The organism is Mycobacterium pseudoshottsii JCM 15466 (genome assembly GCF_003584745.1).
Classification (GTDB): domain Bacteria; phylum Actinomycetota; class Actinomycetes; order Mycobacteriales; family Mycobacteriaceae; genus Mycobacterium; species Mycobacterium marinum.
This window is the reverse complement of sequence record NZ_AP018410.1, coordinates 4,142,450-4,161,777: the sequence shown is the minus strand read 5'-3', so window position 1 is coordinate 4,161,777 and position 19,328 is coordinate 4,142,450. Positions and strand designations below refer to the sequence as shown.

Genomic DNA, 19,328 nt, shown 5'->3' with positions numbered 1-19,328 from the left:
GTTCCATCAATCCGCGAACACCGTTGGGCCCCTAAGGGTTTCCGCGACCGGAAGAACGGCCGCCTCGACGTGCGGGGTTCACCCAGGCTGGCCCTCGCTGCCGTTCTGGCCGGGGCGGCCGGACACCGCGCCGCCTCCGCCCCCCGCACCACCAGCGGTGCCGATACCGCCCGTACCGCCGGCACCGACGGGTGAACCGTCACCGCCGTTGCCGCCGTCACCGCCGTCACCGCCGTCACCGCCGTCACCGCCGTCACCGCCGTCACCGCCGTCACCGCCGTTGCCGCCGTCACCGCCGTTGCCGCCGTCACCGCCGTTGCCGCCGTCACCGCCGTTGCCGCCGTCACCGCCGTCACCGCCGTCACCGCCGTCACCGCCGTCACCGCCGTCACCGCCGTCACCGCCGTCACCGCCGTTGCCGCCGTCACCGCCGTTGCCGCCGTCACCGCCGTTGCCGCCGTCACCGCCGTTGCCGCCGTCACCGCCGTTGCCGCCGTCACCGCCGTTGCCGCCGTCACCGCCGTTGCCGCCGTCGGCGACCTGACCGTTGCTGTCGATGCCGCCAGCGCCTCCGTTGCCGGCCTTGCCGCCGTCGCCTCCGGCACCGCCCGCGCCGCCGTCGAAGGTGCCTTTGCCGCCGGAACCGGCGCCGCCCCCGTTACCGGCGTTGCCGCCGGCACCACCGGTGCCGGCGGTGCCGCCGTCGAGAGCGTCACCACCTTTGCCGCCGTCGCCGGCATCGCCGCCGGCGCCACCGGCACCACCGCCATGACCGGCCACACCGGCGGAGCCGTCGGTGCCGTGGCCGCCCCCGCCGCCCACGCCGCCGCTGCCGGCGCTGCCGCCGCCCGTTGCGATACCGCCAGCACCGCCGCTGCCGCCCCGACCGCCGGTGCCACCGTCGCCACCGACGCCGCCGGTGCCGCCGCTACCGGCGTCGCCGCCCGCGGTTGCGGTGCCGCCGACGCCGCCATTGCCGCCGTTGCCGCCACCACCACCATGTCCGACCCGGAATCCACCGCCACCCAAACCACCGGCGCCGCCTGTGCCGGCCGTCCCGCCGTTGCCGCCGTCGCCGCCGCCGGTTGCGTTGCCGCCGTTGCCGCTATCGCCGCCGTCACCACCTGCCCCGCCGGCACCGCCATTGATCCCGGTCACGATGCCGCCCCCGGTGCCGCCGTTGCCACCGCCGACACCGGCGATGCCAGCGCCGCCGCTTCCGCCGTTGCCGTCGTTGCCGCCGTCGGTGTGGAGATCGCCGTTTCCGCCGGTGCCGCCGGTGCCGCCGGTGCCGGTGTTGCCCGCATGCCCTGGGGTAACCAGTGGACCACCGGCACCCGCCGCGCCACCGCGGCCCGCGGCGCCGCCCACGCCACCGTCCCCGCCGGTACCGCCGGCCAGGCCTGATCCGACACCCGAGCCACCGGCCCCACCCGTGCCGCCGGCACCACCGGTACCGCCATGGCCACCGTCCCCGGCGTGGCCGAAGAACTGATTGGCCCCGCCGACCCCGCCGGTCCCGCCGGCACCGCCGGCCGATCCGGTCCCGCCGGTCCCACCGGCGGTACCGCTGTCACCGGGAGCGCCATCGCCGCCGGCCCCGCCGCTGCCACCGGAACCGGCCGCCCCGAACAGCCCATTGGCGCCGCCGGTCCCGCCGGTCCCGCCGGTCCCGCCGGTACCGCCCGCCGAGCCGACTCCACCGACACCCCCGGCCCCACCGCCCCCTCCGACACCGCCATTGCCGAACAACAGACCGCCGGCCCCGCCATTGCCGCCGGTGCCGCCGCCCTGGCCGAGCGCGCCGACCCCACCGGCACCACCGGCCCCGCCCTGGCCGAACAACAGACCGCCGGCGCCGCCATTGCCGCCGGTGCCGCCGGCCTGGCCGAGCGCGCCGACCCCACCGGCACCACCGGCCCCGCCGTTGCCGAGCAGAAGCCCGCCGGCCCCGCCGGCCCCGCCGCGTTGACCGGACGCTCCGGACCTGCCGGCGCCGCCGTTGCCGACAAGCAGGCCGCCGTTGCCGCCGGCTTGCCCGGTGCCCGGTGCCCGGTGCCCCGTTGGTACCGTCGCCGATCAGCGGGCGTGCCAGCAGTGCCTGGGTCGGCGCATTGATCAGGTCGAGCAGCGGCTGCAGGGGCCCGGCGTTGGCGGCTTCGGCTGTGGCGTAGGCGGTGCTGCCGGCGGTCAGGGCGCGGGTGAAGGACTCATGAAATTCGGCCACGCGAACACTGAGGGCCTGGTACTGCTCGGCGTGGGCGTTGAACAGCGCCGCGATGGCCGCAGACACGTCATCGGCGGCGGCAGTGGCTATCGCGGTGGTCGGGATCGCCGCGGCGGCATTGGCCGCGCTGACCGTCGAGCCGATCGCAGCCGCATCCGCGGCCGCAGTGGCTACCATCTCGGGCGTAACCAAAACGTACGACATCAAATTGCTCCTTTAGCTAGCCTCGGACAATGACGGAGGGGTTTCGCGCCGAGGTCAACCGATTCGGGCAGCGCCGCCGGCTATTGCGTGTGCGGTAAGGGCTGGATCGACTGTCGGGCCTTTCGCGCCAGCCCCAGCGGGCCAAGCAATTGAGGCGGGATGGGCCGATGGCGGGCAACCGTGATCACCGCCCCGTCGGCGTTGTTCGACGGCTCGCGATCCCAGGGCAGGCTTCCGGTCAAAAGGGTTACCTGGATGAAGATTTCGGCAACGTCGTGCGGTGACTGGCGGCGCACTGGTCAACCGGTGTCCCGGCTTGGCGACATCGCGACCTTGATCGTTGGAACCACAGGAGTCGGCCATCGCTTGCTATCCGCCTTAGGTGCCGTGGGGAATTGGTCCGGGCGGAAGACACGTTACGTTAATGGCCGGTCTAATTGAGGCCCTTTAAACATTCTATTAATTCATTATCGAGCGAATTGATAATTCAGTATTGAACGAATTTTCGTTCCGCCCATAATTGTCGCGTCGGTGAATTGGTGCACCCCGGCAGGCCAGGGCTCCGGCGTTGTTGATTAGCAGGCTTGTGAGCTGGGTTGATGATCTTTGGTGCCGCGCTATTGGGGCCGGAGTGTAGGCACGGGCTATCTGGAGAACGATCGAGTTGGTTACTGTTCGTCGTTGGTCTGGAGTTGCCCGTGCCTACCGTTTCAGTATTGCCTGTGTCGTCGGTTCCAGAGGTGTTCGACCGCTGGAGTCCTGGTGAGCGCAGCGAGCTCATCGGATCGGAGTTTCTCGATGTGTTGGCCTCGGTGCCAGACCCGAGGGGCCCACGCGGTCGGAGGTATTCGCTGATGGCTTTGTTGGCGATCGCGGTTCTGGCCACTGCCGCGGGGATGCGCGGCTATGCTGGTTTTGCCACATGGGCGGCCACCGCTCCCGATGATGTGTTGGCCCAATTAGGGGTCCGGTTCCGGCGGCCCAGTGAGAAGACCTTCCGCGCTGTTTTGTCTCGGCTAGACCCCGCCGACCTCAACGCCAGGATGGGCAGTTACTTCACTGCACACGTGGCCAGCAGCGACCCCAGTGGATTGGTGCCGATCGCGTTGGACGGCAAGATGCTGCGTGGTGCTTTACGCGCCAAAGCGACAGCCACGCATCTCGTGTCGGTGTTCGCCCACCGTGCCCGATTGGTGCTCGGTCAACTCGCTGTCGCCGAGAAAAGCAATGAAATTCCCTGCGTACGTGCCCTGCTCACGCTGCTGCCGGGTAGCTTGCGGTGGCTGGTCACCGTGGATGCGATGCATACCCAGGTCGTCACCGCGAAGTTGATCTGCGCCACCTTGAAGTCGCACTACCTGATGATCGTCAAGTCCAACCAAGCCAAAATATTTGCGCGTATCACCGCGCTGCCCTGGGCCGAGGTGCCCACAGCCGCTACCGACGACTCCCGCGGCCACGGCCGTGTCGAGACCCGCACCCTGCAAATCATCACCGCTGCACGAGGAATCGGCTTCCCCTACGCAAAACAAATCATCCGGATCACTCGTGAACGCTTGATCACCGCCACCGACCAGCGCAGCGTGGAGGTAGTCTATGCCATCTGCAGCCTGCCGTTCGAGCACGCCCGCCCTACCGCGATCATGACCTGGATGCGTCAACACTGGGGAATCGAGAACAGCCTGCACTGGATACGCGACGTCACCTTCGACGAAGACCGTCAAAGGGCACATACCGGAAACGGCGCACAGGTCCTAGCAACGCTACGCAACACCGCGATCAATCTGCACCGCCTCAACGGCGCCGACAACATCGCCGAAGCCTGCCGGATCACCGCTTTGACCGCCAACCGCCGCCTAGACCTTCTCAATCCACAATTCCCCAGCTCACAAGCCTGCTAATCAACAACGCCGGAGCCCTGCCCGGCAGGCGGGTAGCGGCCGCGGCAACGACGGCGAAGGTGACGCGGTTGTCACCAGGCGGTCGCACAACAAACACGGCAAACCGGGCCCGCGCTGCGTGTCGGCGCTCGTCTGGCGCGCAATCGGTGCATCGTAGAGCGGTTGGGCGGCAAATTACAGAAAGGAAGTCTTTTGACGGCGGCCGAGGCGAAAGATCCGGAGCCGGTGGTGGAGGGTGCCCCGGCTCACGATGGTGCGAAGGGCAAGCGCCGCCGCCGGCCGCGCTTCCGGGTGAGCATCCAGTCCAAGCTCATGGTGCTGTTGCTGCTGTCGAGCATCGTTTCGGTGGCCGCGATCGTGGCGGTCGGTTTTCACGCCGGCCGTAGTTCGCTCAGCGCTGCCGCGTACGGACGTCTGACCCAGCTACGCGAATCGCAGCTGCGTGCGGTGGAGACGCTGTTCTCCGACCTGACCAATTCGCTGGTCATCTACGCCCGCGGGCTGACCGTGATAGACGCGGTCGCGCAGTTCACCGCCGGATTCGACCAACTGGCGGACGCGACGATAAGCCCGGCGCAGCAAGAGTCGCTCGTCAACTACTACAACGACCAGCTCATCAAACCGGTCGAACACCTGACTGGAACCAAACTCGACCTCGAAGCGCTGCTGCCGACATCGCCGGCGCAGAAATACCTGCAGGCGTACTACACCGCGCCGTTCACGTCCGATCAGGATTCGATGCGGCTGGACGACGCCGGCGATGGCAGCGCGTGGTCGGCCGCCAACGCGGAATTCAACGGCTACTTTCGCGAGATCGTCACCCGATTCGATTACGACGATGCGGTTCTGCTTGATACCCGTGGCAACATCGTCTACAGCTTGAGCAAGGACCCCGATCGCGGCACCAACATACTGACCGGGCCGTATCGCGAATCCAACCTGCGTGATGCTTATCTCAGGGCGCTGGGCGCCAACGCCGTCGACTTCACCTGGATCACCGATTTCGAGCCGTATCAACCACAGCTGGACGCGCCGACGGCCTGGCTGGTGTCCCCGGTGCTGCAGGGCGGCAGAACCGAAGGTGTGTGCTGGCGCTACCGCTGCCCATCGCCAAGATCAACAAGATGATGACCGCCGACAAGAACTGGCAAGCGGCCGGGATGGGTACCGGGACCGAGACCTATCTTGCCGGGCCGGACAACCTCATGCGATCGGATTCGAGGTTGTTCCTGCAGGATCCCGAAGAATATCGCCGCCAGGCGGTGGCGGCCGGGACCTCACCGGAGGTGGTGAACCGGGCGATCCAACTCGGGAGCACGGTGTTGCTGCATCCGGTGGCGACCGCGGGTCTGCGTGAGGCGCAGCGGGGCCAGACCGGAACGGTCAGCGCGGTCGACTATACGGGTAACCGCGAGCTGGAAGCCTTTGCGCCGCTGAATATTCCCAACTCGGATCTGCATTGGTCGATCCTGGCGACCAACGACGATTCTGCGGCATTCGCCGCCGCGGCCGCATTCAGCAAGGCGCTGGTATTGGTGACCGTGGCGATGATCGTGATCATCTGTGTCTTCTCGATGTTGATCGCCCGACTGATGGTGCGGCCGATCAGACGCCTGGAGGCGGGCACCGAGAAGATCAGCGGCGGTGACTACGACGCCGCGATTCCGGTGAAGTCGCGTGACGAGATCGGCGATCTGACCGCCGCTTTCAATGAGATGAGCCGAAGCCTGAATATCAAGGAGGATCTGCTCAACGAGCAGCGCCGGGAAAACGATCGGCTGCTGCTGTCGATGATGCCCGAGCCGGTGGTGCAGCGGTATCGCGAGGGCGAGCAGACCATTGCCCAGGAACACCAGGACGTCACCGTGATCTTCGCTGACATCCTGGGCTTGGACGAGGTCTCCCGATCGCTGTCGGGCAACGAGTTGGTCGCCATCGTCGATGACCTGTTCCGCCAGTTCGACTCGGCGGCTGAATCCCTTGGGGTGGAACGGATCCGCACGCTACATAACGGCTATCTGGCCAGCTGCGGGGTCACCACGCCACGTTTGGACAACGTCGCCCGCACGGTCGCATTCGCGCTGGAGATGCAGCGCATCATCGAGCGGTTCAACCACCAAAGCGGCCACCAACTACGGCTGCGGGCCGGAATCAACACCGGCAACGTCATCAGCGGGCTGGTCGGTCGAACCAGCGTTGTCTACGACATGTGGGGTGCGGCGGTAAGCACCGCTTACCAAATGCATAGTGGGTCAACGCAACCCGGTATCTACGTCACCTCGCAGGTGTATGAGGCGATGCGAGACGAGCGGCAGTTCGCACCGGCAGGGACCATCTCGGTCGGCGGTGTGCAAGAGCAGATCTACCGGATGTCGGAGCAGTCATGAACGTCCTGGGCGCCTCGTGGTTCCACTGGGCCATCGGCATCGCGATCGGAGTGCCGGTTGGCCTGATCCTGCTCACCGAGCTGCACAATTCGCTGGCCCGCAGGAACAGCCACGTGGCCCGTCAGGTCACCCTGCTACGCAACTTCCTGCTCCCGCTCGGCGCGTTGCTGCTGTTCCTGGTCAAAGCCTCACAAGTGCCGGCAGGAGAAGGCACGGTACGAATCCTGACCACGGTGTTCGGCTTCCTGGTGCTGGTGTTGCTGCTCTCTGCGCTCAACGCGACGGTATTTGCCAGCGCGCCGCAGGACAGTTGGCGCAAGCGGTTGCCCACCATCTTTCTCGATGTGGCCCGGTTCGCGCTGATCGGTATCGGGCTGGCGATGATCCTGTCCTACGTCTGGGGGGTTCGGGTCGGAGGCATCTTCACCGCCTTGGGCGTGACGTCGGTCGTGATCGGCCTGATGCTGCAGAACTCCGTCGGCCAGATCGTGTCGGGCTTGTTCATGCTGTTCGAGCAGCCATTCCGGATCGACGACTGGTTGGACACGCCCACTGCGCGAGGGCGAGTGGTGGAGGTCAACTGGCGTGCCGTACACATCGAAACCGGAACCGGGCTGCGAATCACCCCAAACTCGGTGCTGGCGACGACGGCTTTCACCAACCTCAGTCGCCCGGGTGGTTCGCACAAGTGCAGCATCACAACCAAATTCGCGGCGGACGATGCGCCGGACAAGGTATGCGCGATGCTGACCAGGGTCGCCAGCGCATTGCCCAATCTCAAGAGCGGGGTGATGCCGGCCACGGTTGCCCTGGGCGGCGCCGAGTACCGCACCACCGTCCGGATCAAGTCTCCCGCCGAAGACGGTGCTGCCCAAGATACGTTTTTGCGGTGGGTCTGGTACGCCGCCCGTCGCGAGGGGCTTGCGCTGGACGGGGCCGGTGACAGCTACTCGACCCCCCAACGAGTCCAGGACGCGTTGCGCGCGGTGAGCCCGGAACTCAAGCTCAGTCTGCTCGATCAGCAGTCGCTGGCCCCATACGCCAAGGTGGTGCGCTACGGCACCGATGAAACCGTCCAGCAAGCCGGCGTTGTGCCCAAAGGCATGTCCTTCATCATCGCCGGCAGCGTCCGTCTGATGGTGACGCCGGCGGACGGTCCCGCCGTCGCGGTCGGCACCCTCGGTAAGGGCGCCTTCCTGGGGGTGACCGCGTTGACTCGGCAACCCAACCCGGGCGGTGCGGTGGCGCTGGAAGAGGTGACCGTGCTCGACATCGATCGCGAGTATCTCGAGCGCATCGTGATGAGCAAGCCGGCGCTGTTGCAGGAGCTGGGGCGACTGATCGACGAGCGGCAGATGAAGGTGCGGCAAGTAACCCAGCGCGAACGGGTCGCTTGACAGCAGCCGCGGTCGCGACGTGGGCCCATCGGCCGGCGAGACTTGAGATCAACTGCTGGCTCATGCGCGATCGCGTGTTTCGCGCAAACGCCGTTTTGTCTGCGTTTCCGCGTTAGTCTGCTGCGGGATCTGCCGGTCCCGCGGCCATAGGCGAAAGGAAGCCGGGTGACATCGGGGCAGCCAACGGAACCCGTCACAGCAGCCGCGTCCGGTCAGACCGGCAGAACCGACAGTCGAGGTCGTCGGTTGCTGCGATTTCTCCGGGTCGGCATTCAGGCCAAGTTGTTGGTGACGCTGCTGGTCTGCAGCATCCTTTCGGTCGCGGTGGTCGGGGTCATCGGCTACGTCAGCGGCCGCAACGCGTTGCAGCGCGTTGCCGTTGAGCGACTACTCCAGCTGCGGGAGGCCCAGAAGCGGCAGGTCGAGGCACTCTTCTCCGAGTTGACCAAGTCGGTGATGGTGTACAGCAACGGGATGAGCGCCAACGAAGCCATCGCGGCGTTCACCGACGGCTTCGCGCAATTGGCCAACGCGACCGTCGACCCGGTCCAGCAGCAGGCGATCGTCGACTACTACGTCAACGAGCTGATCAAGCCGATCGACCAGGCGACCGGACACGAACTCGATCTCGAGGCGGTGCTGCCGGCATCGCCCGCGCAGACGTACCTGCAGGCGTACTACACCGCACCGTTCAGTTCGTCGAGTGAGTCGATGCGCTTCAACAACGCCGGTGATGGCAGCGCATGGTCGGCGGCCAACGCCCGTTTCAACGACTTTTTCCGCGGCATCGTCACCCGATTCCAGTACCGCGACGCGTTGCTGCTCGACCTGCAAGGCAACGTCGTCTACTCGGTCAACAAGGGACCCGATCTGGGGACCAACCTCTTTACCGGCCCGTATCGCGAGACCAACCTGCGTACCGCGTATCAAAAGGCGCTGGCGTCCAATGAGATCGACTTCGTGTGGATCACAGACTTCCAGCGCTATCAGCCCGAAGTTGACGCCCCCACCGCGTGGCTGGTGTCGCCGGTCGGGGTGGACGGCAAGCTGCAGGGAGTGATGGCCCTGGCGTTGCCGCCCACCAACTTGAACCAGATCATGAACGCCAACGAGAAGTGGGAAGCCGTTGGCATGGGTCGATCGACCGAAACGTATCTGGCGGGCTCGGACAACCTGATGCGTTCGGACTCACGGCTTTTCCTGGAAAGCCCGGACGAATACCGCCGCGAGGCGCTGGCCGGCGGTACCCGAGAAGACGTCGTGAACAAGGCGATCCGGTTGGGGACCACGGTGCTGGTCCAACCGGTGCCCAGCGCGGGCTTGCGCGCTGCCCTGCGTGGACAGTCCGGCATCACCAAGGACACCGACTATCTGGGCAATCGAGAGTTGGAGGCCTACGCCCCACTGGACGTGCCCAATTCCGATCTGCGGTGGGCGATTCTGGCGACTCGAGACGACTGGGATGCCTACGAGCGATTGTCGTCGTTCGGCCGGACGGTGGTGTTGGCGGTCGCGGGCATCACCCTATTCATCTGCGTGGTGTCCATGGTGCTGGTCAAGCTGCTGGTGCGCCCGATCCGTCGGCTGGAGGCGGGCACCGAGAAGATCCGCTCCGGCGACTACGAGGTCACCGTGCCGGTCAAGTCGCGCGACGAACTTGGTGATCTCACTGCGGCTTTCAACGAGATGAGCAGCAATTTGAAAGTCAAGGATCAGCTGCTCACCGAGCAGCGCAGCCAAAACGAGCAGCTGCTGCTCGCACTGATGCCAGAACCGGTGGTGCAGCGCTACCGAGCGGGCGGCGAGGTCATCGCCGAAGAGCATCAGGATGTCACGGTCATCTTCGCCGAGCTCATCGGGCTCGAAGAGATCTCCGACGGGCTCTCTGGTGACGAATTGGTCGGTATCGTCGACGAGCTGTTCCGACAGTTCGATTCGGCGGCCCAATCCCTGGGCGTGGAACCGATTCGCACATTTCACAATGGCTACCTCGCCGCCTGCGGCGCCACCACGCCGCGACTGGACAACGTGCACCGGGGCATCGAGTTTGCCCTCGAGATCGAGCTCATCGTGAACAGGTTCGCCAACCAGTCACAGCATCCGCTGCGAGTGCGGGTCGGGGTCACCACCGGCAGAGTCGTCAGTGGTCTGGTGGGCCGATCGAACCTGGCCTACGACATGTGGGGCGGCGCGGTGCAGATGGCCTACCGAATGCTCGGCCACCTGTCGGATCCGGGCATCTACGTCAGCGCCCGGGTGCACGACGCGATGCGCGAAATATGGACGTTCACACCGGCCGGCGCCATCTCGGTCCGGGGATCACAGCAGCAGATCTGGCAAGTGTCGGAGCGGCGATGAGCGTGTTCGGCTCGGCTTGGTTCTACTGGGCCGTCGGAATCGCGGCGGCTCTGCCCGTGCTGGTCGTGATTCTCACCGAAGTCCAGCGGCTGTTGCGCCGCAGGCAAAGCGCGCTGGCCCGCCAAGTCGGCCTGCTGCGCAACTATGTGCTGCCGCTGGGCGCGCTGTTGCTGCTGCTGGTCAATGCGACGGGAGTGCCGGCCCACGACACCGCGGTGCGGCTGCTGGCCACCGTATTCGGCTTCCTGGTCTTGGTCCTGCTGTTGTCCGGGCTCAATGCCGCGGTCTTCTCCGGGGCCCCGCAGGGTTCGTGGCGCCGACGGCTACCGGTCATCTTCGTCGACGTCGCACGGTTCGTACTGATCGGCGCCGGACTGGCGGTGATCCTCTCGTTCGTCTGGGGCGTTCGAATCGGCGGCCTGTTCACCGCGCTGGGGGTGACATCGGTCGTCATCGGTCTGATGTTGCAGAACTCCGTCAGCCAGATCGTCTCCGGCCTGTTCATGCTGTTCGAGCAACCGTTCCAGATCGACGCCTGGCTCGATACGACCACCACGCGGGGACGAATCGTCGAGGTGAACTGGCGTGCAGTGCACATCGAGACCGGCAGCGGACTGCGAATCACCCCGAACTCGGTACTGGCCAGCACACCGTTCACCAACCTGAGCCGCCCGGCCGGCGCCTACCAGTTGGCGATACCGACCAAGTTTTCCGACGCGGACGCCCCCGGATCGGGTGTGCGCGCTGCTGTCCCGGGTTGCCGCCGCGCTGCCGCAGCTCGACGGCGGGTTCCTAGTTACCACCGAGCCGGTCGGCGGCACCGAATACTGCACCACCATCGGGCTGCGGTCGCCGGCCGAGGAGAGTGCCGCGCGCGCAACATTTCTGCGCTGGATTTGGTACGCCGCGCGGCGGGAGGGGCTGCACCTCAACGAGGCCGATGACGATTTCTCGACCACCGAACGCGTCCAGCCCGCGCTCAAGACGGTGGTGGCACCGGTGATGAGGCTCAGCGATACCGACCAGCAGGCGTTGTTGTCCAGCGCCAGGATCATTCGGTTCGCGGCCGGCGACACCATGGAGTACGCCGGACAGGTGCCGGCTGGGATGACGTTCTTGATCACCGGACGCGTGCGGCTGACCGCGACGGCCGAAGACGGGTCGGTCGTGCCGGTCACCACGTTGCATGAAGGCGGATTCCTGGGGCTCACGGCGTTGACCCGCCAACCCAACCTGGCCGGCGCACATGCGCTCGACGAGGTCACCGCGCTCGAGGTCGACCGCGAGCACCTCGAACATCTGGTGATGCGTGAACCACTGCTGCTGCAGGATTTTGGTCACATCCTCGAGGAGCGGCAAAGCAAGGTGCGACGGGTGGGCGGCCTCAATTAGCCCCCCGAGCCGCCCGGCCGGCCCCGCGCGGCCGGGCGGCCACCCGAACGGGCCGTCTTACTCGTCCGGCTAACGCCCGTTACCCTGGGGTAATGACTCTGCAAGCAGCACCCAGGAGTGCAGCGGCCCAGCAGCGCGAGCCGGACTTGCGCCAAGAGGTGCATGACGCCGCGCGCCGGGCGCGGGTCGCCGCTCGACTGTTGGCCGTGGTGCCGACCGGGGTCAAAGACCGCGCGCTGCATGCGGCCGCCGATGCGATATTGGCCCACGTCGACCGGATTCTGTCGGCCAACGCCGAAGACCTCGACGCGGCACGGGCTGCCGATACCCCCGCCGCGATGCTCGACCGGCTGGCCCTCAACCCGCAACGGGTCGATGGGATCGCCGCGGGCCTGCGTCAGGTCGCGGGCCTGCCCGACCCGGTTGGCGAAGTGCTGCGCGGCTACACCTTGCCCAACGGTCTGCAGCTGCGCCAGCAGCGTGTCCCGCTCGGGGTGGTCGGCATGATCTACGAGGGGCGTTCGAACGTCACCGTGGATGCTTTCGGACTCACCCTCAAGTCGGGTAACGCGGCATTGCTGCGCGGCAGTTCGTCGGCGGCGCGGTCCAACGAAGCCCTGGTCAATGTGTTGCGGTCGGCCCTCGACAGCGAGCAGCTGCCCGCCGACGCGGTCCAGCTGCTCTCCAGCGCCGACCGGTCCACGGTCACCCATCTCATCCAGGCCCGCGGCCTGGTCGACGTGGCGATTCCGCGTGGCGGTGCGGGTCTGATCGACGCGGTGGTGCGTGATGCGCAGGTTCCCACCATCGAGACCGGCGTCGGCAACTGCCATGTCTACGTGCATGAAGCCGCCGACCTCGACGTCGCCGAACGAATCCTGCTCAACTCCAAGACCCGCCGACCCAGCGTCTGTAACGCGGCCGAGACGCTGTTGGTCGACGCGGCGATCGCCGAGCATGCCATGCCCCGGCTGATTGGCGCTCTGCAGGACGCCGGTGTCACCGTGCATCTCGATGCGGATGAGCAGGACCTGCGTCGTGAATACCTGGCGATGGAGATCGCGGTGGCGGTGGCGGACGGTGTGGACGGTGCCATCGCCCACATCAACGAGTACGGCACCGGTCACACCGAGGCCATCGTGACCACTAACCTTGCTGCGGCCCAACGGTTTACCGAGCGGATTGATGCCGCTGCGGTGATGGTCAACGCATCGACGGCCTTCACCGACGGTGAGCAGTTCGGCTTCGGCGCCGAGATCGGTATCTCGACTCAGAAGCTGCACGCCCGCGGTCCGATGGGCCTGCCGGAACTGACCTCGACCAAGTGGATCGTGTGGGGTGAGGGTCACACGCGTCCGGCCTGACGGCCCCCGTTAGGACCTGTAAGGAGAACCATTGTGAGCGTGCCAGCACGGTCCGTACCGCTGTTCGCCGACATCGCCGATGTCTCACGCAGGTTGGCGCAGACCGGCTATCTGCCGGACACCGCCACCGCGACCGCGGTCTTTCTCGCCGACCGGCTCGGCAAGCCGCTGCTGGTAGAAGGCCCCGCCGGGGTGGGCAAGACCGAACTGGCCCGCGCCGTCGCGCAAGCCACCGGCTCCGGGCTGGTCCGGCTGCAGTGCTACGAGGGCGTGGACGAGGCCCGCGCGTTGTACGAGTGGAACCACGCCAAACAGATCCTGCGCATCCAGTCCGGCTCGGGTGACTGGGAGGCGACAAAGGATGACGTCTTCAGCGAGGAATTCTTGCTGCAGCGCCCGCTGCTGACCGCTATTCGGCGCACCGAACCGACGGTGCTGCTGATCGATGAAACCGACAAGGCCGACATCGAGATTGAAGGCCTGCTGCTGGAGGTGCTGTCCGACTTTGCGGTCACCGTCCCCGAGCTGGGCACGCTGACCGCAACCCGGGCGCCGTTCGTGCTGCTGACCTCCAACGCCACCCGAGAGCTGTCCGAGGCGCTCAAGCGGCGCTGCCTATTCCTGCACATCGACTTCCCGACTCCCGAAATGGAACGCCGCATTCTGTTGTCGCGGGTTCCCGAGCTGCCCGAGCACATCGCGGAGGAGCTGGTGCGCATCATCGGGGTCCTGCGCGGGATGCAGCTCAAGAAGCTGCCGTCGATTGCCGAGACCATCGACTGGGGCCGCACCGTGCTGGCGCTGGGGCTGGACACCATCGACGATGCGGTCGTTGCTGCCACCCTCGGTGTGGTGCTCAAACATCAGTCCGATCAGCAACGTGCAACCGGGGAACTCCGGTTGAACTGAGGGGATTGCGCTGATGGCCACTCGCCGTATCCGACCTAGCTACCCGCTCGCCCCGCACGGGTTGCCCGGCCATCTGGTTGGTTTCGTGGAAGCGCTTCGCGGCAGCGGAATTTCGGTGGGCCCCTCGGAGACGGTGGACGCCGGCCGAGTGATGGCGGCCCTTGGGTTCGAGGATCGTGAGGTGCTACGCGAGGGCATCGCTTGCGCGGTGCTGCGCCGGCCCGACCACCGCGACACCTACGACGCCATGTTCGACCTGTGGTTCCCGGCCGCCCTGGGCGCGCGGGCGGTCATCACCGAGGAGCAAGCCGGGCAGTCCGAGGGCTTGCCGCCTGACGACGTCGAGGCGATGCGGCAGATGCTGCTGGATTTGCTCACCGACAACCCGGATCTGGCCGACATGGACCAGCGGCTGGTGGGGATGATCGCGCTGATCGTGGAGACCTACGGCAAGTACAACTCCAGCCGGGGGCCGTCGTTCTCGTCGTATCAGGCGCTCAAGGCGATGGCGCTGGACGAACTCGAGGGCAAGCTGTTGGCCGGCCTGCTTGCCCCCTATGGTGACGAGCTCACCCCCACCCAAGAGCAGATCGCTAAAGCGATTGCAGCGCAGAGGGTTTCTCAGCTCCGCAAGATGGTCGACGCGGAGACCAAGCGGCGCACCGCCGAGCAGCTCGGGCGTGACCACGTCCAGATGTACGGCATTCCGCAGCTTTCCGAAAATGTCGAGTTCCTGCGAGCCTCCGGTGAGCAACTGCGTCAGATGCGCCGGGTGGTTGCCCCACTGGCGCGCACGCTGGCGACCCGGTTGGCGGCTCGGCGGCGCCGCGCTCGGGCGGGTTCCATCGATCTGCGCAAGACGCTGCGCAAATCGATGTCCACCGGTGGGGTGCCGATCGACGTGGTGTTGCGCAAGCCGCGCCCGGCGCGCCCGGAACTGGTTGTGCTGTGCGACGTCTCCGGTTCGGTGGCGGGGTTCAGTCACTTCACGTTGCTGTTGGTACATGCGCTACGCCAACAGTTTTCGCGGGTGCGGGTCTTTGCGTTCATCGACACCACCGACGAAGTGACGCACATGTTCGGGCCGGATGCTGACTTGGCTGTGGCGATCCAGCGGATCACCAGGGAGGCCGGGGTTTACAGCCGAGACGGCCATTCCGACTACGGCAACGCGTTTGTCTCTTTCATGCAGGGTTTCCCCAACGTGCTGTCCCCCCGCAGCTCGCTTCTGGTGCTCGGTGACGGTCGCACCAACTACCGGAATCCGGCCACCGACGTGCTGGCCGACATGGTGACCGCGAGTAGGCACGCGCACTGGCTCAACCCCGAGCCCCAACACCTGTGGGGCAGCGGAGACTCGGCGGTGCCGCGCTATCAGGAGGTCATCGCGATGCACGAATGCAGATCGGCAAAGCAGCTGGCCACCGTGATCGACGAACTACTGCCGGTGTGACCGGGGCACTTCAGTGCGTCTTGCGAAAGACCAGCCAGCGCAGCTCGATCGGGCTCATCTCGCGGGCCACCGGAAACACGTCGAGGCCGCTGACCCAGTCGGCGTACCAGCTGGTGGGAGGCCAGGCGTCGGCCGGCAGATGCGCCTTCTCGTAGTCGTACACGGAGTCGTCGGCGATGAGTTCGACGGGTAGTCCGGCCGCCGCAACCGATAGCTCGTGCCGGGTGAAAATGGTCGTGTAGGCCTGTTGGCCGAACTCGCGCGCCGCCTGGTCCGGCGTGTAGCCGCCGCAGGCCAGGAAGGCGTTGAAGACCAAGCGCGCACCGGGAGCAAGGCATTGCGCGGCTAGTTCGAAGAGCTCGCGCAACTGCTGGGTGGTCCGAAAGTCCGACACCACCTCCGAGAGCACGATCAGCTGATAATCGCGCCGCAGGTCCGCAATGGTCGTGAAGACGTCGCGCACGATGACGCGTACGTCGAGGCCCTCCTTCTCGGCGTCGGCCCGGATCATCTCGGCGAATTTCGGCGTCAGTTCCACGACGTCGACCGGATGCCCCCGTCGCGCCAGGGCAAGGGCATTGCGCCCGGTCCCCGCACCGATCTCGAGCACCCGATGCGTGCTGGGATCGGCCGCCTCGTTAGCCAGCGCCCACACCCGAGCGTCGGGTTCGGTACCGAACAGCGGGGCCTTGCGGGTGTCGATCCAGTTTTCGTAGGCGGCCTCCACGGTCCACCAGCGCGCATTGACCTCGTAGTTCAGCGTGGGGCCGACGGGCGCGTTGAACGAGATGATGATGCTGGAACGGGGCGAGGCCGAGTAGGCCTGAGCCAACTGGCCTTCGAGCACCGAACGCAGATGGGCAAGCTCCTCCTCGGAGAACTTTCGTCCCACATCGGCGAACATGCCATCGCACATCTTCACGTACTCGTCGATCATGGCCGGCACCGCCGGCAGCGTGATCTTGCCGGTGACCTCCGATCGGCTATAAAACCGCCGGGTCATCGAATTTTTCAGCGACTGCTGGGAGTCCACGGAGCCCAGCGGCATGTTTTCCACAGACCCCTTTTACCTGACCGGGCGGCTCGATGCGGCGCCATTGCTCAAAGGCTCATGATTCGCAAAACGCGAAGCGGCTCCCGCAGGTCCGGGCTGGGCCAGGCGGACCAGCGGCCCAGTGCCTGTCGTTTGCTCCGTCCGGGCCGGTTCCCGCACGATCTGAGCGGCGCCGTGCGCTCAAGTAAGCTGGCAAACCGTGCAAAAGCACCGTCGCAGGCTAGGTGTCATGGGTGGGACTTTCGATCCCATCCATTACGGTCACCTGGTCGCCGCCAGTGAGGTAGCCGACCGCTACGAACTCGACGAGGTCGTGTTCGTGCCCAGCGGACAGCCGTGGCAGAAGGGACGGCGTGTTTCGCCTGCCGAAGACCGCTATCTGATGACGGTCATCGCGACGGCTTCCAACCCCCGCTTTTCGGTCAGCCGGGTCGACATCGACCGGGGCGGTCCTACCTACACCAAGGACACGCTGCGGGATCTGCATGCCCTCAACCCGGCTGCGGAGCTGTACTTCATCACCGGCGCCGACGCCCTGGCCTCGATCATGTCCTGGCAGGGCTGGGAGCAGATGTTTGAGTCGGCGCGGTTTGTCGGAGTGAGTCGGCCGGGCTACGAACTGCGCCACGACCATGTCACCGCCGCGCTGGACGGGCTCGCCGAGGACGCCTTGTCCCTGGTGGAGATCCCGGCGCTGGCGATCTCATCGACGGATTGCCGTCGGCGCGCCGCGCATGGTCGCCCCCTGTGGTACCTGATGCCCGACGGCGTCGTGCAGTATGTCTCAAAGCGCAGGCTCTACCGCACGCCACCGGACTCGGGGGGCGGGGAGACCCTGGACACCACGACCATTCTGCCCGCGGGGAACAACACATGAGCGCTACTCAGGAAGCCATCGACATGGCGACGGTGGCTGCCGGCGCCGCGTCGGCCAAACTGGCCGACGACGTGCTGGTCATCGACGTGTCCGGCCAGCTGGTCATCACCGACTGCTTCGTGATTGCTTCGGCGTCCAACGAGCGCCAGGTCAACGCCATCGTCGACGAGGTCGAGGAGAAGATGCGCCGAGCCGGCTATAAGTTGGCGCGCCGCGAGGGGGCCCGCGAGGGCCGCTGGACGTTGTTGGACTATCGCGACATCGTGGTCCACGTCCAGCATCAGGATGACCGCAGTTTTTACGCACTCGACCGGTTGTGGGCCGACTGCCCGGTGGTGGCGGTGGACTTGGCGGAGGGCTCCGATGACCCGGCGGAGGCGCCATGACCGTGCGCCGGCTGGTGATGCTGCGGCATGGGCAGACCGACTACAACCTGGGTAGCCGGATGCAGGGGCAACTGGACACCGATCTAAGCGACCTGGGCCGCGCCCAGGCCGTGGCCGCCGCAGAGGTGCTGGGCAAACTGCAGCCGCTGCTGATCGTCTCGTCGGATCTGCGGCGCGCGTACGACACCGCAACCAGGCTGGGGGAGCGCACCGGCCAGCAGGTGCGGGTGGACCCCCGGCTGCGTGAGACCCACTTCGGTGATTGGCAGGGATTGACCCACACCCAGATTGACGCCGAGGCGCCAGGCGCCCGGCTGGCATGGCGCGAAAATGCCGAGTGGGCTCCGCACGGCGGGGAAAGCAGAATCGACGTGGCCGCGCGCAGCGTGCCGTTGGTCACCGAGCTGGTCTCCGCCGAGCCGGAATGGGGTGGCCCCACCCAGGCGGACCGCCCGGTGGTGCTCGTCGCACATGGCGGTCTGATCGCCGCGTTGTCGGCCGCGCTGCTGAGGCTGCCGGTTTCCAATTGGCCCGCGTTGGGGGGCATGGGCAACGCCAGCTGGGTGCAGCTGTCCGGCCATTCCGACGCTGCCGGCAGCGATTTCGACGCGATCCGGTGGCGTCTGGACGTGTGGAACGCTTCGGCGCAGGTCGCCAACGATGTCCTCTGAGCGCGGGGCAAGCCCCAGCCAACGGCCCCTGCTGCTGGTTTTCGCCGACTCGCTGTCCTACTACGGTCCGACCGGCGGACTGCCCGCCGACGATCCCCGCATCTGGCCGAATATCGTTGCAGCACAACTGGGGTGGGATCTGGAACTGATCGGGCGGATCGGCTGGACATGCCGCGACGTCTGGTGGGCGGCCACCCAGGATCCGCGGTCGTGGGCGGCGCTACCCCGAGCCGGCGCGGTGATCTTTGCCACCAGCGGGATGGACTCACTGCCCTCGGTGTTGCCGACGGCGCTGCGCGAGCTCATTCGCTATGTGCGTCCACCGTGGTTGCGACGGTGGGTGCGCGATGGGTACGCCTGGGTGCAGCCACGGCTGTCACCGGTGGCTCGCTCGGCCCTGCCGGCGGATCTGAGCGCTGAATACCTCGAACAGACGCGTAGCGCAATCGATTTCAACCGCCCGGGCATTCCCGTTGTGGCGTCCCTACCGTCAGTGCACATCGCCGAGACCTACGGCAAGGCGCATCACGGCCGCCCCGGCACCGTGTCCGCGATAACACGATGGGCGCAGCGCCACGATGTCCCGCTGGTAGATCTCAAAGCCGCAGTTGCCGAAGAGATCATGAGCGGGTGCGGCAACCCGGACGGAATCCACTGGAACTTCGAGGCTCACCAGGGGGTCGCGGAGCTGATGCTCAAGGCGCTGGCCGAAGCCGGGGTGCCCAGCGAGAAGCCGCGCAGCTAAACC

11 protein-coding genes and 3 pseudogenes are annotated in these 19,328 nt (G+C 66.5%); 12 read left to right on the top strand and 2 right to left on the bottom strand.

Annotated features, from left to right (window positions below; translation table 11 throughout):
* Window positions 1-78: 78 nt before the first annotated feature.
* Window positions 79-2,431 (bottom strand): annotated as a pseudogene (locus MPSD_RS29600) (PE family protein).
* Between the two features lie 698 nt (window positions 2,432-3,129).
* On the opposite strand from MPSD_RS29600, the gene MPSD_RS18910 reads away from it, so the two are divergent.
* The 8 genes and pseudogenes from MPSD_RS18910 (at window position 3,130) to MPSD_RS18875 (ending at window position 15,592) form a co-directional block, all read left to right on the top strand.
* The gene (locus MPSD_RS18910; protein ID WP_420811945.1) at window positions 3,130-4,332 is read left to right on the top strand and encodes an ISAs1-like element IS2404/ISMul1 family transposase; all 1,203 of its coding nucleotides are present in this window, start codon (window positions 3,130-3,132) and stop codon (window positions 4,330-4,332) included.
* A gap of 192 nt (window positions 4,333-4,524) precedes the next feature.
* Window positions 4,525-6,719: pseudogene (locus tag MPSD_RS18905) on the top strand (adenylate/guanylate cyclase domain-containing protein).
* Window positions 6,716-8,116: a mechanosensitive ion channel domain-containing protein gene (locus MPSD_RS18900; RefSeq protein WP_020786737.1), complete on the top strand. Its 1,401-nt coding sequence runs from the start codon at window positions 6,716-6,718 to the stop codon at window positions 8,114-8,116. The pseudogene MPSD_RS18905 and the gene MPSD_RS18900 overlap by 4 nt, the downstream one beginning before the upstream one ends.
* 165 nt (window positions 8,117-8,281) lie before the next feature.
* On the top strand, window positions 8,282-10,474 hold the full coding sequence (locus MPSD_RS18895) for an adenylate/guanylate cyclase domain-containing protein (RefSeq protein WP_174524133.1): 2,193 nt from the start codon (window positions 8,282-8,284) through the stop codon (window positions 10,472-10,474).
* Window positions 10,471-11,866 (top strand): annotated as a pseudogene (locus MPSD_RS18890) (mechanosensitive ion channel domain-containing protein). The gene MPSD_RS18895 and the pseudogene MPSD_RS18890 overlap by 4 nt, the downstream one beginning before the upstream one ends.
* Before the next feature lie 92 nt (window positions 11,867-11,958).
* Entirely contained in the window at window positions 11,959-13,230 is a 1,272-nt protein-coding gene (locus MPSD_RS18885) for a glutamate-5-semialdehyde dehydrogenase (protein WP_086085731.1), read from the top strand.
* A gap of 33 nt (window positions 13,231-13,263) precedes the next feature.
* Window positions 13,264-14,139, top strand: coding sequence for an AAA family ATPase (locus MPSD_RS18880; protein WP_011741427.1), 876 nt, complete (start codon window positions 13,264-13,266; stop codon window positions 14,137-14,139).
* Window positions 14,140-14,152: 13 nt separating this feature from the next.
* The gene (locus tag MPSD_RS18875; protein ID WP_036426440.1) at window positions 14,153-15,592 is read left to right on the top strand and encodes a vWA domain-containing protein; all 1,440 of its coding nucleotides are present in this window, start codon (window positions 14,153-14,155) and stop codon (window positions 15,590-15,592) included.
* Between the two features lie 10 nt (window positions 15,593-15,602).
* Here the strand turns inward: MPSD_RS18875 and MPSD_RS18870 are convergent, their stop codons facing one another.
* The gene (locus MPSD_RS18870) at window positions 15,603-16,640 is read right to left on the bottom strand and encodes a class I SAM-dependent methyltransferase (protein WP_223161078.1); all 1,038 of its coding nucleotides are present in this window, start codon (window positions 16,638-16,640) and stop codon (window positions 15,603-15,605) included.
* A 235-nt stretch (window positions 16,641-16,875) separates the two neighbouring features.
* On the opposite strand from MPSD_RS18870, the gene nadD reads away from it, so the two are divergent.
* From nadD to octT, 4 genes are read left to right on the top strand one after another with little or no spacing between them, the layout of a single operon-like run.
* Window positions 16,876-17,523 carry a nicotinate-nucleotide adenylyltransferase gene (gene nadD / locus MPSD_RS18865; RefSeq protein WP_012395358.1) on the top strand — a complete coding sequence of 216 codons (648 nt, stop codon included), beginning with the start codon at window positions 16,876-16,878 and terminating at the stop codon, window positions 17,521-17,523.
* Complete coding sequence (gene rsfS / locus MPSD_RS18860; protein WP_012395357.1) at window positions 17,520-17,909, top strand: ribosome silencing factor; 390 nt, start codon at window positions 17,520-17,522, stop codon at window positions 17,907-17,909. Before nadD ends, rsfS begins: the two co-directional genes overlap by 4 nt.
* Window positions 17,906-18,580, top strand: coding sequence for a glucosyl-3-phosphoglycerate phosphatase (gene gpgP / locus MPSD_RS18855; RefSeq protein ID WP_015356523.1), 675 nt, complete (start codon window positions 17,906-17,908; stop codon window positions 18,578-18,580). Before rsfS ends, gpgP begins: the two co-directional genes overlap by 4 nt.
* A complete protein-coding gene (octT, locus tag MPSD_RS18850) occupies window positions 18,570-19,325 on the top strand; it encodes a diglucosylglycerate octanoyltransferase (RefSeq protein WP_020786742.1) in 756 nt (251 codons plus the stop codon). The genes gpgP and octT overlap by 11 nt, the downstream gene beginning before the upstream one ends.
* Window positions 19,326-19,328 lie beyond the last annotated feature (3 nt).

What these genes read in the sequence shown, in the direction of transcription:
- MPSD_RS18875 (WP_036426440.1), top strand. Translation starts at nt 14,153, where the DNA reads ATGGCCACTCGCCGTATCCGACCTAGCTACCCGCTCGCCCCGCACGGG.
- MPSD_RS18885 (WP_086085731.1), top strand. Translation starts at nt 11,959, where the DNA reads ATGACTCTGCAAGCAGCACCCAGGAGTGCAGCGGCCCAGCAGCGCGAG.
- octT (WP_020786742.1), top strand. Translation starts at nt 18,570, where the DNA reads ATGTCCTCTGAGCGCGGGGCAAGCCCCAGCCAACGGCCCCTGCTGCTG.
- nadD (WP_012395358.1), top strand. Translation starts at nt 16,876, where the DNA reads ATGGGTGGGACTTTCGATCCCATCCATTACGGTCACCTGGTCGCCGCC.
- rsfS (WP_012395357.1), top strand. Translation starts at nt 17,520, where the DNA reads ATGAGCGCTACTCAGGAAGCCATCGACATGGCGACGGTGGCTGCCGGC.
- MPSD_RS18900 (WP_020786737.1), top strand. Translation starts at nt 6,716, where the DNA reads ATGAACGTCCTGGGCGCCTCGTGGTTCCACTGGGCCATCGGCATCGCG.
- MPSD_RS18870 (WP_223161078.1), bottom strand. Translation starts at nt 16,640, where the DNA reads ATGCCGCTGGGCTCCGTGGACTCCCAGCAGTCGCTGAAAAATTCGATG.
- gpgP (WP_015356523.1), top strand. Translation starts at nt 17,906, where the DNA reads ATGACCGTGCGCCGGCTGGTGATGCTGCGGCATGGGCAGACCGACTAC.